The organism is Aeromonas sp. 82P (assembly GCF_051919365.1).
Taxonomy (GTDB): Bacteria; Pseudomonadota; Gammaproteobacteria; order Enterobacterales; family Aeromonadaceae; genus Aeromonas; species Aeromonas veronii.
Map to the genome: position 1 here is coordinate 1,432,372 of NZ_JBQBEV010000001.1, position 15,197 is coordinate 1,447,568.

Below are 15,197 nucleotides of genomic sequence, written 5' to 3' on the forward strand. Positions count from 1 at the left end.
TTACCAGCATCAACTTCAGCACCTGCCATGCTGAGTGAAACAGAAGCCTTCTACCAGAGCCAGATCGAAAAAGCGGTCAAGGCGGGGGATATCGACAAGGCGATGAAGCTGGTGAACGAGGCCGAGCGGGCTGGTTCAACCAAGGCAAAAAGCGTGTTTATTGATGCGGTCAAGCGGTCGCAAAAATAGAATAATACGACCATTTACTGGTCAGATATATTTATTGAGGCCTCCCTTGTTGGAGGCCTTTTTAATCGGTAGACTGTAATAAATAAAAATCAAGTTGTTACGTTTGGTTACAATTGGTTTCCGTTAGATGCAAACGGCATTATTAAAATACAAAGTGAAACTGCTATTTATATGTCTTTGTAATAAAGTGATAATGCGGATTATTAACCCATATTAGAGGCGTTTTTTAGCCGCTAAACAAGTTGTGATCTTCCCTCCAAATTCAATATTCCCCCGCCTTCGAAAGCAGCAATTTATGACCCGCTGGGTTATATTCTGATGGTCAAAATAAACAAGCCCGACTCGAAGATATCTGAATGAATCAGTCCTTATTTCATCCAGATAGATCGTTCAGGGACGACAATCCATTCAGGAGCGCACACAATGTTCAAAAATGCTTTCTCTAATCTGCAAAAGGTTGGTAAGGCGCTGATGCTGCCAGTATCAGTCTTGCCAGTCGCAGGTATTCTGCTGGGGGTGGGTGCTGCCCACTTCAGCTGGATGCCGGAAATTGTCTCCCAGTTGATGGAGCAAGCCGGTGGTTCCGTATTTGGCCAGATGGCCCTGCTGTTCGCAGTGGGTGTTGCTCTGGGCTTTACCAATAACGACGGTGTATCCGGTCTGTCTGCCATCGTTGGCTACGGCATCATGGTTGCAACCCTGAAGGTCATGGCACCTGTGATGGGTGTTGAAACCATCGAAACCGGCGTGCTGGGTGGTATCCTGGCCGGTGGTATCGCTGCCTGGGCCTTCAACCGTTTCTACAAGATCCAGCTGCCAGAGTACCTGGGCTTCTTCGCGGGCAAACGTGCCGTACCCATCATCACCGGTTTCCTCTCCATCGGTCTGGGTGTGATCCTGTCCGTGATTTGGCCGCCAGTGGGTGGCGCCATCGGTGCCTTCTCTGACTGGGCTGCCAACCAGAATCCGGTACTGGCTTTCGGTATCTACGGCGTGGTTGAGCGCTCCCTGATCCCGTTCGGTCTGCACCACATCTGGAACGTACCGTTCTTCTATCAGGCGGGTACCTGCGTCAACGGTGCCGGTGAAACTGTTCACGGTATCATGACCTGCTTCCTGACTGCTGATGACGCTTCCCGCGCTGCCGGTAACGGCTTCGGTCAGCTGGCTGGTGGCTACCTGTTCAAAATGTTCGGTCTGCCTGCTGCTGCGTTCGCCATCGCTCACGCTGCCAAGCCGGAAAACCGCGCCAAGATCGTTGGTATCATGGCCTCTGCAGCCCTGACCTCTTTCCTGACCGGTATCACCGAGCCGATTGAATTCTCCTTCCTGTTCATCGCTCCGGTTCTGTACGCAATCCACGCTGTACTGGCTGGCCTGGCTTATGTGCTGACCAACTCTCTGGGTATCGTACACGGTCACACCTTCTCCAACGGCTTCATCGACTTCGTGGTGCAATCTCCGCGTGCCGACAACATGCTGCTGCTGGTAGGTCTGGGTCTGGTTTACGCGGCCATCTACTACGTGGTATTCAGCTTCGTTATCCGTGCCATGAACCTGAAAACCCCGGGTCGTGAAGACGAGACTGCTGAAGAGGCCGTTGGCCAAGGCAAAGACGAAATGTCTGCTGCTCTGGTTGCCGCCTTCGGTGGTAAAGAGAACATCGCTTCTCTGGATGCCTGCATCACCCGTCTGCGTGTTGGTGTGAAAGATGTTGCCAAGGTTGACCAGGCTGGTCTGAAGAAACTGGGTGCTGCCGGTGTGGTAGTGGCTGGTTCCGGCGTTCAAGCCATCTTCGGTACCAAGTCCGACAACCTGAAAACCGACATGGACATCTGGATGAAGAGCAACTAATTCTGTTGCCTGAATATCAGCGTGTTTGAAGAGGGAGGCGAAAGCCTCCCTCTTGCTATTTGTGGTTATGGAGCGTGCGAGTCACAGCAGGTCGAACTCGGCAGGAGTCTCGTTACCCAAGATGCGATGTGTAACGGGATGCCCTATGTCGGCACAACCGCTGGTGTGCCTCGCTCGACTTATCGCATGTCATCACCTGATAAACCTATATAAAGTCAGCCAATAAAAAGAGCGCCACATCGGGCGCTCTTTAAGCAAGAGGGGGAGGGTTAGAGTTTCTCCAGATCCCGTTCGATTTCGCTGATCTTGTTTTGTACCACTTTTTCCAGATGGCGCAGGTCGCGCAGGATCTTCTGCTTGATGTCCGGGTCGGCTTGCTGATGGACGCCCTGGGTCAGGTTGTCCAGCTCATCCACCACATACTTGAGGTTGGCGTTGATCTCGGTGACATCCTTGTACTCATGGGTACCGGAGTCGACCAGCATGGTCTTGCGCTGGCGGGGATACTTGAATTTGACACTCTTGGCGAAGAACTCGCCCTTCTGCTTCTTGAAGTAGATCTTGAGGATGTCGTGGTTGGCCTCCTGGCGCAGGGTATAGCTGTCGACGGAGGCGGGATCCTGGATCCCCAGGCTCTTCAGATTCTCGTACATCAGGCTTCCTCGGTTTGAAACGATCCTGTCCCATCCATCTTAACCGATGCCTCATGGCTTGCCTGTGACAGGGGCGCCAAAATCAAAAGGGCGCCATCAGGCGCCCTTTTCATCACAGCAATGCTGATTACTCGTCGATGGAGCGCAGCAGGGCGTTGATGCCGACTTTGGCGCGGGTTTTGGCATCGACCTTCTTGACGATCACCGCCGCGTAGAGGCTGTATTTGCCGCATTTGGAGGGCAGGGAGCCGGAGACGACCACGGAGCCAGCCGGTACGCGGCCGTAGTGGATCTCGCCGGTTTCGCGGTCATAGATGCGGGTGGACTGGCCGATAAAGACGCCCATGGAGATGACGGAACCTTCCTCGACGATGACCCCTTCAACCACTTCGGAGCGGGCACCGATAAAGCAGTTGTCTTCGATGATGGTCGGGTTGGCCTGCAGTGGCTCCAGTACGCCACCGATGCCGACGCCGCCGGAGAGATGCACGTTTTTACCGATCTGGGCGCAAGAGCCGACAGTGGCCCAGGTATCGACCATGGTACCTTCGTCAACGAAGGCGCCGATGTTGACATAGGAGGGCATCAGCACGGTATTGGGGGCGATAAAGGAGCCTTTGCGGGCTGTTGCCGGCGGCACCACGCGCACACCCGCTTCCTTGAACTGCTCGGCGGTGTAGTTGGAGAACTTGAGGGGAACCTTGTCGTAGTACTGGGCATCGTCGCCCTTGATAATGCCGTTGTCGTTGATGCGGAAGTAGAGCAGTACCGCTTTCTTCAACCACTGATGGACAACCCACTCACCGGCGATCTTCTCGGCAACCCGTGCCTTGCCGGAGTCCAGCAGGTCGATGGCTTGCAGGATGGCGGACTTGGTGGCGCTATCCACGGAGCCCGGAGTAATGGTGTCGCGGCGCTCGAAGGCCGCTTCAATGATCTGTTGCAACTCGGTCATGACAGGTTTCCTTTAAAAAATTCTGTTTGTTGTATCACACTTTTCCGACTGTTTTTAAGGGGTTGACCGGAATTCTTCCGGCCAGCGGCCATTTCTTCATCCGGTGTGCGCCAACCAGTTGTTTGGTATGGCAAAAAACGCCCAACAACCAGCCTCTTTCGAATCACTCTTCGCTTAATCCAGTACCGACTGCTGGGGGTTGAGCTGGTGTACCAGTCGCTCTTCCAGCTGTTTTTGCTGCTCGGCGGTCAATGGCTCGCCATCGAGGCTGGTCAGGCTGAAAAAGTCCTCGACCCTCTCACCGAAAGTGGCAATTTTGGCGGCGTGCAGCGACAGTCCACACTGCTGGAAAACGGCACCGATCCGCGCCAGCAGGCCGGGAGTATCGAGGGCCGTCAGCTCCATCAGGGTGTGACGGCTCTCCCCTTTATGGGGCAGGAAGACCACCCGGGTCGGCACGCTGAACTGGCGGTGGCGCCGCGACAGCGGCTTGTTGCGCAGCACCAGTTTGCCCGGCTCCTGCAGCGCCTTCTCCAGCGCCTTCTTGATGGTGGCGGTGCGGTTGGGGCTGATGGGGTCGCCGCTCGGCTCCAGCACCACGAAGGTATCGAGCACATAGTTACTGCGCGAGTTCATGATCTGGGCGTCGTGGATGTTGAGGTTCTTCTGATCCAGCGCCGAGGCAACGGTGGCAAACAGATTCGGCGTGTCGCGGCAGTAGATAAACACCTCGCTGCCGCCGCGGGTCGGGTGTTTGCCGATGATCACCAGCGGTGCCGGATTGTCGCCATGCTCGATGATGTGGCGGCAGTGCCAGGCGATCTGCTCCGGGCTGTGGCGCAGGAAGTAGTCGGCCTTGAAATCGGCCCAGAGCTGATTGATCGCCTCTTCCGATATATCCCGTTGCGCAAGCAGTTGCTTGGCCTGACGCTGGTTTTCGCGAATGCGCAGCCGCATGTCGGGCGGGTTCTCCAACCCCTGGCGCAGCGCCTTCTGGGTCGCGAAGTAGAGCTCCCGCAGCAGGGTGCCCTTCCAGTCGTTCCACAGGGTGTCGTTGGTGGCGCAGATATCGGCCACGGTAAGGCAGTAGAGCAGGTCGAGATGCTGCTCGTCGCGCACCTTCTGGGCAAAGTCGGTGACCACGTCGGGATCGTAGATATCGCGGCGCTGGGCGGTAACCGACATCAGCAGATGGTGGCGCACCAGCCAGGCGACCAGTCGGCTCTCGTAGCGATCCAGACCGTGCAGCTGGCAGAACTCCAGCGCATCGACGGCGCCGAGTTCCGAGTGATCGCCGCGCCGCCCTTTGGCGATATCGTGGAACAGGGCGGCGATGCTGAGCAGCTCCGGTTTGCGCAGCCGGGTGAAGACCTCGTGGCAGAGCGGGTGGCTCTGGCGACTGGCCGGATTGGGGAACTGGTGAATGTTCTTGAGCAGCCGGTGGGTGTGCTCATCCACCGTGTAGGCGTGGAACATGTCGAACTGCATCTGGCCGACGATCAGGTTCCATTGGGGCAGATAGGCGGCGAGGATGCCGTATTTGTGCATCAGGGTGAGCGGCAGGCCGATGCCGTTGGGGTGGCGCAGCAGCGCCATAAAGAGGCGACGGCAGTCGGGCAGATCCTGCAACCAGCAGTTGAGTTTGCGGCGCGCCTCGCGCAGTTGGCGCAAGGTTGCCGAGTGGATACCCGCAATCTCGGGATGCTGGGCCATCTGATAGAAGAGGCGCAGGATAGCGGCCGGTTCACGGCTAAACAGCTCCGCATCCACCGCATCGATGAGGCGGCCACGGATCTGGAATTCGTCGGAGAGGCGGCGCACATCCATGGCGGTGTTGCCGAGGATCGCCTCGTCAAACAGCTGCAGCAGCATCTCGTTAAGCTCCGAGACCCGCCGCACCGTCTGGTAGAAGCGTTTCATCATCTGCTCGACCGGAGTGTTGCCTTCCCCTTCAAACCCCAGCATCTGGGCCACGGTGCGCTGGCGATCGAACAGCAGGCGGTTATCTCCCTTGTTGATCGCCATGTGCAGGGCAAAGCGCACTTTCCAAAGAAAATTCTGGCAGTCGAGCAGCTCGCGGTACTCGGCCCGGTTGAGGAAGCCGTGGCTGGTCATCTCGAACAAGGTGGTGGCGCCAAAGTGGCGGCGGGCGACCCAGGCAAGGGTCTGAATATCCCGCAGACCGCCCGGATTGCTCTTGAGATCGGGCTCCAGCTTGTAGGCGGTGCCGAGAAACTGTTGATGACGCTCCGCCTGCTCCTGGCGCTTGGCGCGAAAGAAGGCTTCGCTCGGCCAGAAGTGTTGGGGGCCGGTGGCCTCCTTGAGTTGACGGAACCCCTCCTTGCGACCGGTGATGTAGCGCGCCTCGATGAGGTTGGTGGCCACCGTGATGTCGGCCTTACCCTGCTCGATGCACTCCGCCACGTTGCGTACCGCCTGACCCACCTCAAGCTTGAGATCCCACAGCAAGGTGATGAACTCACCGATGCGCAGTCCCAACACCTCGTCCAGCTCGTCGCCGTCATAGAGGATCAGCAGGTCGATATCGGAGTGGGGGTGCAGCTCGCCGCGGCCATAGCCCCCCACCGCGATCAGGGTTAGGTCGCTCTTGTCGAAGCCGAACTTCTGCCACAGCCGGCAGAGCAACTGATCCATGTACTCGGAGCGGGTGGCGACCAGCTCGATGATGTTGTCGCCGGCATCAAAACGGGCGTGCAGCCAGCCGAGAAAGCGGCTCAGGTACTCTTTGCAGTTGTCGCGAGTGAGCTGGTCATCGGGTAACAAATGGGGGGAAAGCAGGCTGGCGTCCATGGCATCTCACACGCAAGTGGCAGGCAAATGGCTGAAACAGAAATAAAAACCCCGGCGCTTTGGAAGTTCAGGGCCGGGGTTCGATGTTAGCTGTGTTTGATGAAGCGGTCGATAGTGTCATCGGGGCGCAGGGTAAGCACCTCGCAGCCATCCTCGGTCACCAGCAGGGTGTGTTCCCACTGGGCGGAGTCGCCGCCATCCTTGGTTGTCACGGTCCAGCCATCCTTCGGATTGACCTTGCAGTGATACTTCTTGCTGTTGACCATGGGCTCGATGGTGAAGCACATGCCCGCTTTCAGCTCCAGCTTGCCACTGTTGCGGTAGTGGAGGATCTGCGGCTCTTCGTGGAACTCGGCACCGATGCCGTGGCCGCAGTAGTCACGAACCACGGAGAAGCCGGCCTTCTCGACGATGGGCTGAATGACGGCACCAATCTCGGTAATGCAGGCACCCGGACGCACCTTCTTGATGGCGGCGTAGAGGCTCTCTTGCGCAACCTTGCAGAGCTGGCGGCGCAGCGGGGTGGTTTCACCCACGATGAACATGGCCGAGGTATCGCCGTGGTAACCATCCTTGATGACGGTGATATCCAGGTTGATGATGTCGCCATCGCGCAGCTTCTTGTGGTTCGGGATACCGTGGCAGATCACATCGTTCACCGAGGTGCAGATGGATTTGGGAAAGCCGTGGTAGTTGAGCGGAGCTGGAACCGCCTGTTGTACGTCGACAATATAGTCGTGGCAGAGGGTGTTCAGTTCGTCAGTGGTGACGCCAGCTTTGACATGGGGCGCAATCATGACCAGCACATCGGCGGCCAATTGGCCGGCAACGCGCATCTTTTCAATCTCTTCCGGTGTCTTGATTTTAATGGACATGGGATCTCTCTTGCGGCCTGCCGCTGGGCCTGCGAGGGCAGACAGGACAGGTAATGAAAAATAGATGCGTTTGCAATCAGGGCAAAATTTTATCCGCAACCCCCGCGTACTTCCAGTGTGATTGTCATCACAACGTCAAATCGGCGTCGCAGCATCCTCTGGCGGGATCCATATTTACACCTGTTTAGGGTGTCGGCCGGTGGTGTCCTGAACAAAGTTATGGTATAAAGCGCGCCGGAATGGGGAACTTGCGTCCCGATTTCATCACCCTTACTTAAACAACACACACACATCGACACATATGCCGGGGTGCCTTAACGGGTCGGTTATATGGGATGTGTGGAGGCCTAACCCCAATACAGAGGTATAAAATGGCTAAAGTTTCTATGCGCGACATGCTGCAAGCCGGCGTTCACTTCGGTCACCAGACTCGTTACTGGAACCCGAAAATGAAATCCTACATCTTCGGTGCTCGCAGCAAAGTTCACATCATCAACCTGGAAAAAACCGTTCCGATGTTTGACGATGCCATGAACTTCATCAGCTCCGTAGCTGCCAAGAAAGGCAAGGTACTGTTCGTTGGTACCAAGCGTGCCGCGTCTGAAGCCGTAAAAGAAGCCGCTGAGCGTTGCGACCAGTTCTATGTAAACCACCGCTGGCTGGGCGGTATGCTGACCAACTGGAAAACCGTTCGTCAGTCTATCAAGCGCCTGAAAGATCTGGAAACCCAGAGCCAAGACGGTACCTTCGACAAGCTGACCAAGAAAGAGGCGCTGATGCGTACTCGCGAAATGGAAAAGCTGGAGAAGAGCCTGGGTGGTATCAAGAACATGGGCGGCCTGCCTGACGTTCTGTTCGTTGTCGATGCCGACCACGAGCATATCGCTATCAAAGAAGCCAATAACCTGGGTATCCCGGTAGTTTCCATCGTTGATACCAACTCCAACCCGGACGGCGTTGACTATGTCATCCCGGGTAACGACGACGCTATCCGTGCCGTACAGCTGTACCTGAATGCTGCTGCTGACACCGTACTGGAAGCTCGCGCTCAGGACATCGTTGTTCAAGCCGAACAAGATGGCTTCGTTGAAGCTGAGTAATTGATAAGGACTGTAAAGCCCTTATTAACCAAGCTGATGTAATTGGTTAGCAGGGGCCCTTATGGCCCCTGTTTCTTGTCAATTCAAGACCGAGGATACTGGACATGGCTAACGTTACTGCCGCCCTGGTAAAAGAACTGCGCGAGCGCACCGCCGCTGGCATGATGGATTGCAAAAAAGCACTGGAAGAAGCTGCTGGTGATATCGAGCTGGCAATTGAGAACATGCGCAAATCCGGTCAGGCCAAAGCTGCCAAGAAAGCTGGCCGTATCGCCGCTGAAGGCGTTATCTTTGCTCGCACCGAAGGCAACGTTGCCGTCATGATCGAGCTGAACAGCGAAACCGACTTCGTCGCCAAAGATGCCAGCTTCATGGCAATGGGCCAGAAGATCGCTGACATCGCTGCGACCCAGAAAATTGCTGACGTTGACGCGCTGAAAGCCGCTGACTTCGGTAACGGCGAATCCGTCGAGCTGACCATCACCAACCTGATCGCCAAGATCGGTGAGAACATGAACCTGCGTCGCGTGATGCTGGTTGAAGGTGACAACCTGGGTACCTACGTTCACGGTTCCCGCATTGGTGTTATCACCAAGCTGACCGGTGGTTCTGCCGAGCTGGCCAAAGATCTGGCCATGCACGTTGCTGCCAACAGCCCGCAATTCGTCAAGCCTGAAGACGTGTCTGCTGAAGTCGTTGCCAAAGAGCGCGAAATCCAGATCGACATCGCCATCAACTCCGGCAAGCCGAAAGAGATCGCCGAGAAGATGGTTGAAGGCCGCATGAAGAAGTTCACCGGTGAGGTTTCCCTGACTGGCCAACCGTTCGTGAAAGATCCTTCCATGACCGTTGCCGAGCTGCTGAAGAAAGAAGGCGCTGACGTTGTTTCCTTCACCCGTTTCGAAGTGGGCGAAGGCATCGAGAAGCAAGAGACCGATTTCGCTGCTGAAGTTGCAGCCCAAATCGCGGCCGCTCAAAAGGCCTAATCGAACCGGTTTTTCCGTTTCCCCAGACCGCGACTTATGTCGCGGTCTTTATATGACCAGGAATCAGTGACATGAGTACCAATCCCAAACCTGCATACAGACGTGTTCTTCTGAAGTTGAGTGGTGAAGCCCTGCAAGGATCCGAGGGTTTCGGCATTGATCCGGCGGTGCTGGAGCGTATGGCCCAAGAGATCAAGGAGCTGGTTGAGTTGGGTGTTCAGGTCGGTCTGGTCATCGGTGGCGGCAACCTGTTCCGTGGTGCCGGTCTTGCCAAAGCGGGCATGAACCGCGTGGTGGGCGACCACATGGGTATGCTGGCAACCGTGATGAACGGTCTGGCCATGCGTGATGCCTTGCATCGTGCTTATGTGAATGCCCGTCTGATGTCTGCCATCTCCCTGCAGGGTGTCTGTGACTCCTACAGCTGGGCCGAGGCAATCAGCCAGCTGCGTGCTGGTAAAGTCGTTATCTTCTCTGCCGGTACCGGCAACCCCTTCTTCACTACCGATTCTGCGGCTTGCCTGCGCGGGATCGAGATCGAAGCCGACGTGGTGCTCAAAGCCACCAAGGTTGATGGTGTATACAACGAAGATCCGGTCAAGAATCCGGATGCCGTGCTGTATCATGAACTGAGTTATGATGAAGTTCTTGAAAAAGAGCTCAAGGTGATGGATCTTGCTGCCTTTACCCTGGCACGTGACCATGATCTGCCGATCCGCGTGTTCAACATGAACAAACCGGGTGCCCTGCGCCGGGTTGTCATGGGTGAACCGGAAGGCACTCTGATCCACCACGTTGGTAAATAAGATAAAAGTGAGCCACCTGGCGCTCTTATCCTATCCATCACATCAGTAAATAAGATAGACACGGGCCGTGTAGCGGCTCGTTCGCCAAAAGGAAAACCACTGTGATCAACGAGATTAAAAACGACGCCAAGGACCGTATGGGCAAGAGCGTAGAAGCGCTCAAGACTCAAATGTCCAAGATCCGTACCGGCCGCGCTCACCCGAGCCTGCTCGACGGCATCCAGGTTGAGTATTACGGTGCTGCCACTCCGCTGAAACAGTTGGCCAACGTCGTGGCAGAAGATGCTCGCACCCTCTCCATCTCCATTTTTGACCGCTCCATGATCCAGGCGGTAGAGAAGGCGATCCTGACCTCCGATCTGGGCCTGAACCCGTCCAGCAATGGCCAGACCCTGCGCGTGCCGCTGCCGCCGCTGACCGAAGAGCGTCGTCGTGACCTGACCAAGATCGTCCGTGCCGAAGCGGAAAACGCTCGTGTTGCCGTGCGCAACATCCGTCGTGACGCCAACGCTGATCTGAAAGCGCTGCTGAAGGACAAAGAGATCTCCGAAGACGACGACCGTCGCGCTCAGGAAGAGATCCAGAAACTGACCGACTCCTACATCAAGCTGGTCGATGAGGCCCTTGCCGTAAAGGAGAAGGAGCTAATGGAAATCTAACCGTCTGAAAGGTATATTACGAGCGCCGTGTAGTGCCCCTGCACGGCGCTTTTGTCTTTGTGGGAGAATTACATGTCGCTTTTGGCTGCGTTGGGTGATTGTGCCAACTCGTCTTTACCCCGTCACGTCGCCATCATCATGGATGGTAACGGTCGCTGGGCCCAGAACCGAGGCAAGATGCGGGTTTATGGCCACAAGGCGGGCGTCAAGTCAGTGCGCGAGGCCGTTACCTTTGCTGCGCGTGCCAAGATCGAGGCATTGACTCTGTTTGCATTCTCCAGCGAGAACTGGCGCCGCCCGGAAGGGGAGGTCAGTGCCTTGATGGAACTGTTCATCACAGTGCTGGGTCGTGAGGTGCAGAAACTGCACAACAACGGGATCCGGCTCAAGGTGATTGGCGATACTGCTCGCTTTAGTGAGCGGTTGCAGGCCAAAATCGCCAAGGCGGAAGCCTTGACCGCCAATAACAAGGGGTTGACCCTGAACATTGCGGCCAACTATGGCGGCCAGTGGGATATCGCCCAAGCGGCCCGCAAGCTCGCTAAAGCAGTGGCGGCCGGTGAACTGGCCGCTGACGACATTGATGAATCCATGTTGACCCGCGAGGTTTGCATGGCCGATCTGCCACCCGTGGACCTGTTGATCCGCACCGGTGGCGATCATCGCATCAGCAACTTTGTGTTATGGCAGCTCGCCTATGCCGAGCTCTATTTTACCCCGGTATTGTGGCCCGATTTCAACGAGGCCGAGTTCAGTGAGGCGGTCGCCTCTTTCGTTGCCCGCGAGCGTCGCTTCGGTTGCACGGGTGAACAGATACGGGAATTGATCGCCGAGCAGCAGACCGGCTAAACCCCGCTCCCAAGAGAGAGGTTTCTTTTGCTAAAACAACGAATTATTACTGCTTTGATGTTGATCCCTCTGGTGTTGGGGGCGCTCTTCTTTCTGCCATTGAAATTTTTTGCCCTGTTGGCTGCGCTGGTGTTTTTGTTGGCCAGTCGCGAATGGAGTGGGTTTGTCTCTGCTGCTCCGCAACAATGGTTACCCATCGTATTTTGTCTGTTGCTCGGTGCCAGCCTCTTTTGGCTGCCGGTGGAGCAACTCTGGACGCCCCATCTGCACCCCCTCGTGATGGGCGTGCTCTGGACCGCGGTAAGCTGGTGGCTGCTGGGTCTGCTGCTGGTGCTGCGCTATCCCCAAAGCGCCAAGCTGTGGAAAGAGTCTATCTGGCTCAAGTCGCTGTTTGGTCTGGTGACCCTGGTTCCTTTCTTCTGGTCGCTGGTCGCCATCCGTGGTTACAACTTTTACCATGACCCCATGATGGGCGCCTGGATCCTGTTGTTCGTGATGGGACTGGTCTGGGCGGCAGATTCTGGCGCGTATTTTTTCGGCAAGGCGTTCGGTAAGCACAAGCTGGCACCGGCTGTGAGTCCGGGCAAAACCATCGAAGGAATGTGTGGCGGCCTCTTTACCGCCAGCCTGCTGGCCATCGGCGTTACCTGGTCGATGGGATTTGTTCCTGCCAAGATGATCACCGTGCTGTTTTGCTCTCTGCTGGCGGTGCTGGCCTCTGTGCTCGGCGATCTGACCGAGAGCATGTTCAAGCGCGAAGCAGGCATCAAGGACTCCGGCACTCTGCTGCCGGGTCATGGCGGCATTCTCGACCGGATTGACAGCCTGACCGCCGCCCTGCCGGTGTTTCTGCTCAGTTATCTGCTACTCAGTCAGGAGTTTTGATGCACAAGTCACTGGTTATTCTGGGGGCCTCCGGCTCCATCGGTCAGAGTACCTTGAAAGTGCTGCGCCATAACCCGGGCAGTTGGCAAGTGTTGGCGTTGACCGCCGCCCGCAACGTGGATGCAATGTTGCGGGACTGCCTCGAATTCTCCCCCGTTTTGCCGTGATGGTCGATGAGGAGGCCGCCCGTGAGCTGGCTGCCCGTCTGAAAGCGCATGGCAGTGCGACCCGGGTCATGTCTGGTGCAGCAGCCCTTTGCGATGTGGCCGCTCACCCCGACACCCATAGCGTGATGGCCGCCATCGTCGGTGCGGCCGGTCTGGCCCCGACCATGGCTGCGGTACGTGCCGGCAAGCGTATTTTGCTGGCCAACAAGGAGGCGCTGGTGATGTCCGGTGCTTTCTTCATGGAAGCCGTGCGCGAGCATGGCGCCGAGCTGCTGCCTATCGACAGCGAACACAATGCCATCTTCCAGTGTCTGCCGACCGCCGTGCAGCGCCAGCCCGGTTTTTGCGATCTGGCGGCGGCGGGGATCAGCAAGATTTTGCTGACCGGTTCCGGCGGCCCGTTCCGTTACACCGAGATCGGCGAGCTGGCGAAGGTGACGCCGGCGCAGGCCATCGCTCATCCCAACTGGTCGATGGGGGCCAAGATTTCGGTCGACTCCGCCACCATGATCAACAAGGGGCTGGAGTACATTGAGGCGCGCTGGCTGTTCAATGCGGCGCCCGAGCAGATCCAGGTGGTGATCCACCCGCAGTCGGTGATCCATTCCATGGTGCAGTACAAGGATGGCTCCGTGCTGGCTCAGCTTGGCAATCCGGATATGTGTACCCCCATCGCCCATGCGCTGGCTTATCCCAATCGCATCCCCTCCAGTGTGGAACCTTTGGATTTCTTCAGTGTCGGAGAGTTCAGCTTTATCCGGCCTGATTATGATCGCTACCCCTGTCTGGCGCTGGCCATCAATGCCTGCCAGAAGGGACAAGCGGCGACCACTGCGCTCAATGCAGCCAACGAGGAGGCGGTTGCCGCCTTCCTGGCCGGGCGCATCGGTTTTATGGATATTGCCCGGATCAACGAGGCCGTGATGCTGGCGCTGGAGAGCTGCGCCATCGGCTCGCTCGATGATCTGTTTGCCCTGGACGGTGCGGCAAGAGCCCGTGCTCACACTTTGATTGAGGAGCTTGGCTGATGGGCGGTGTGTTGTGGAATATCGGTGCCTTTGTTGTTGCGCTGGGCCTGCTGGTCGCGGTGCACGAGTTTGGTCACTTCTGGGTGGCCCGTCGTTGTGGCGTCAAGGTTGAGCGCTTCTCCATCGGTTTTGGCAAGGCGATCTGGCGCCGGATGGGTAAAGATGGCACCGAATATGTGCTGGCGCTGATCCCCCTCGGTGGTTACGTCAAGATGCTCGATGGCCGGGTCGATGAACTCAAGCCCGGTGACGAGCAGTATGCCTTCAACCACAAGAGTGTCTGGGCGCGGATGGCGATTGTTGCCGCGGGCCCCATGGCCAACTTCGTTTTTGCCCTGTTTGCCCTCTGGCTGATGTTTATCATCGGGGTGCCGAGCGTCAAGCCGGTGATCGGTGAGGTGCGTCCTGCATCCATAGTTGCCGAGGCGGGTGTGCTGCCGGGGATGGAGATTGTCGGGGTCGGCGATGAGCAGACCGGTGACTGGGAGAGCGTCACTTACGCCCTTATCAGCCATCTGGGTGATGATGCAGTCACCCTGAAAGTGCAGGCACCCAATACCAGCTATGCTACCGATAAAACCTTGTCGCTGACCGGCTGGACCTTCGATCCGGATAAAGAGTCGCCCATCGGCAGTTTGGGAATTGTCCCCTTGAGTGGCAAAGTGCTGCCAGTCGTGGCTGCCGTGGTGACCAAGAGTGCCAGTGAAAAGGCGGGGCTGCAGGTTGGTGACCGTATCAAACAGGTCGGCGATCAGCCTATTACCGCGTGGGCCCAGTTTGTCGAGCTGGTGCAGCAGGCTCCGGGCGAACCCCTGCAAGTGGTGGTTGAGCGCAACAACAGTGATCTCAACGTGACCCTGACCCCGGATAGCCGCAAGGTGCAGGGCAAGCTGGTAGGATTCGTCGGTCTCTCGCCGCAACTGGTTCCATTACCGGATGAATATCGAATTCTGTTACAGTATGGGCCTTTACAGGCGCTGTGGCATGGCGCGGACAAGACCTGGAGCCTGATCACGCTCACCTTTGACATGATTGGCAAGTTGATCGGTGGCATCGTGTCGCTGGACAACCTGAGCGGCCCCATCTCCATTGCCAAGGGCGCCGGCAGCAGTGCCGACTATGGTCTGGTCTATTTCTTGAGTTTTCTGGCGCTGATCAGCGTCAACCTGGGAATTATCAATCTGTTCCCCCTGCCGGTGCTCGATGGTGGCCATCTGGTCTATTTCCTGATCGAAGCTGTCACCGGCAAGCCGGTATCAGAGAAAATACAGGAAGTGGGTTTCAGGATCGGCGCCGCCATTCTGATGTTATTGATGGGCATTGCGCTGTTTAACGATTTCGCTCGCCTCTGAGGCCAGAGCATCAACAAGGACACATAAG

General features: G+C 57.0%; 12 protein-coding genes and 2 pseudogenes. 10 read left to right on the top strand and 4 right to left on the bottom strand.

The genetic code is table 11. The annotated features are described in order from the left end of the window. Window positions 1-12: 12 nt before the first annotated feature. Both ACTG2S_RS06795 and ptsG read left to right on the top strand, forming a co-directional pair. Window positions 13-189 (top strand): annotated as a pseudogene (locus tag ACTG2S_RS06795) (MalM family protein); the annotation flags it as partial. Between the two features lie 423 nt (window positions 190-612). Further along, window positions 613-2,043, top strand: coding sequence for a PTS glucose transporter subunit IIBC (gene ptsG / locus ACTG2S_RS06800; protein ID WP_005338586.1), 1,431 nt, complete (start codon window positions 613-615; stop codon window positions 2,041-2,043). 269 nt (window positions 2,044-2,312) lie between these two features. On the opposite strand, the gene ACTG2S_RS06805 is transcribed toward ptsG, so the two are convergent. The 4 genes from ACTG2S_RS06805 to map form a co-directional block, all read right to left on the bottom strand. Next, a complete protein-coding gene (locus ACTG2S_RS06805; RefSeq protein WP_005338583.1) occupies window positions 2,313-2,696 on the bottom strand; it encodes a DUF3461 family protein in 384 nt (127 codons plus the stop codon). Between the two features lie 127 nt (window positions 2,697-2,823). After that, on the bottom strand, window positions 2,824-3,651 hold the full coding sequence (gene dapD, locus ACTG2S_RS06810; RefSeq protein WP_005338581.1) for a 2,3,4,5-tetrahydropyridine-2,6-dicarboxylate N-succinyltransferase: 828 nt from the start codon (window positions 3,649-3,651) through the stop codon (window positions 2,824-2,826). A 174-nt stretch (window positions 3,652-3,825) separates the two neighbouring features. Next, complete coding sequence (gene glnD / locus ACTG2S_RS06815) at window positions 3,826-6,462, bottom strand: bifunctional uridylyltransferase/uridylyl-removing protein GlnD (protein WP_279497890.1); 2,637 nt, start codon at window positions 6,460-6,462, stop codon at window positions 3,826-3,828. An 86-nt stretch (window positions 6,463-6,548) separates the two neighbouring features. Continuing rightward, window positions 6,549-7,337: a type I methionyl aminopeptidase gene (map, locus tag ACTG2S_RS06820; RefSeq protein WP_005338579.1), complete on the bottom strand. Its 789-nt coding sequence runs from the start codon at window positions 7,335-7,337 to the stop codon at window positions 6,549-6,551. 371 nt (window positions 7,338-7,708) lie between these two features. Here map and rpsB point away from each other — a divergent pair, with 371 nt between their 5' ends. The 8 genes and pseudogenes from rpsB to rseP all read left to right on the top strand — a co-directional run bounded on the left by rpsB (window position 7,709) and on the right by rseP (window position 15,169). After that, window positions 7,709-8,437: a 30S ribosomal protein S2 gene (rpsB, locus tag ACTG2S_RS06825; protein WP_005303470.1), complete on the top strand. Its 729-nt coding sequence runs from the start codon at window positions 7,709-7,711 to the stop codon at window positions 8,435-8,437. Window positions 8,438-8,541: 104 nt separating this feature from the next. Continuing rightward, window positions 8,542-9,423: a translation elongation factor Ts gene (gene tsf / locus ACTG2S_RS06830; RefSeq protein ID WP_005338578.1), complete on the top strand. Its 882-nt coding sequence runs from the start codon at window positions 8,542-8,544 to the stop codon at window positions 9,421-9,423. 71 nt (window positions 9,424-9,494) lie between these two features. After that, complete coding sequence (pyrH, locus tag ACTG2S_RS06835; RefSeq protein ID WP_005338577.1) at window positions 9,495-10,229, top strand: UMP kinase; 735 nt, start codon at window positions 9,495-9,497, stop codon at window positions 10,227-10,229. Between the two features lie 101 nt (window positions 10,230-10,330). After that, a complete protein-coding gene (gene frr, locus ACTG2S_RS06840) occupies window positions 10,331-10,888 on the top strand; it encodes a ribosome recycling factor (RefSeq protein ID WP_005338576.1) in 558 nt (185 codons plus the stop codon). Window positions 10,889-10,960: 72 nt separating this feature from the next. Beyond that, a complete protein-coding gene (gene uppS, locus ACTG2S_RS06845) occupies window positions 10,961-11,737 on the top strand; it encodes a polyprenyl diphosphate synthase (RefSeq protein ID WP_005338574.1) in 777 nt (258 codons plus the stop codon). A gap of 27 nt (window positions 11,738-11,764) precedes the next feature. Further along, window positions 11,765-12,622 (top strand): phosphatidate cytidylyltransferase, encoded by an 858-nt coding sequence (locus ACTG2S_RS06850; RefSeq protein WP_026034918.1) that lies wholly within the window; start codon window positions 11,765-11,767, stop codon window positions 12,620-12,622. Next, window positions 12,622-13,817: pseudogene (ispC, locus tag ACTG2S_RS06855) on the top strand (1-deoxy-D-xylulose-5-phosphate reductoisomerase). The gene ACTG2S_RS06850 and the pseudogene ispC overlap by 1 nt, the downstream one beginning before the upstream one ends. Then, on the top strand, window positions 13,817-15,169 hold the full coding sequence (gene rseP / locus ACTG2S_RS06860; protein ID WP_076492922.1) for a sigma E protease regulator RseP: 1,353 nt from the start codon (window positions 13,817-13,819) through the stop codon (window positions 15,167-15,169). The pseudogene ispC and the gene rseP overlap by 1 nt, the downstream one beginning before the upstream one ends. Window positions 15,170-15,197: the final 28 nt, after the last annotated feature.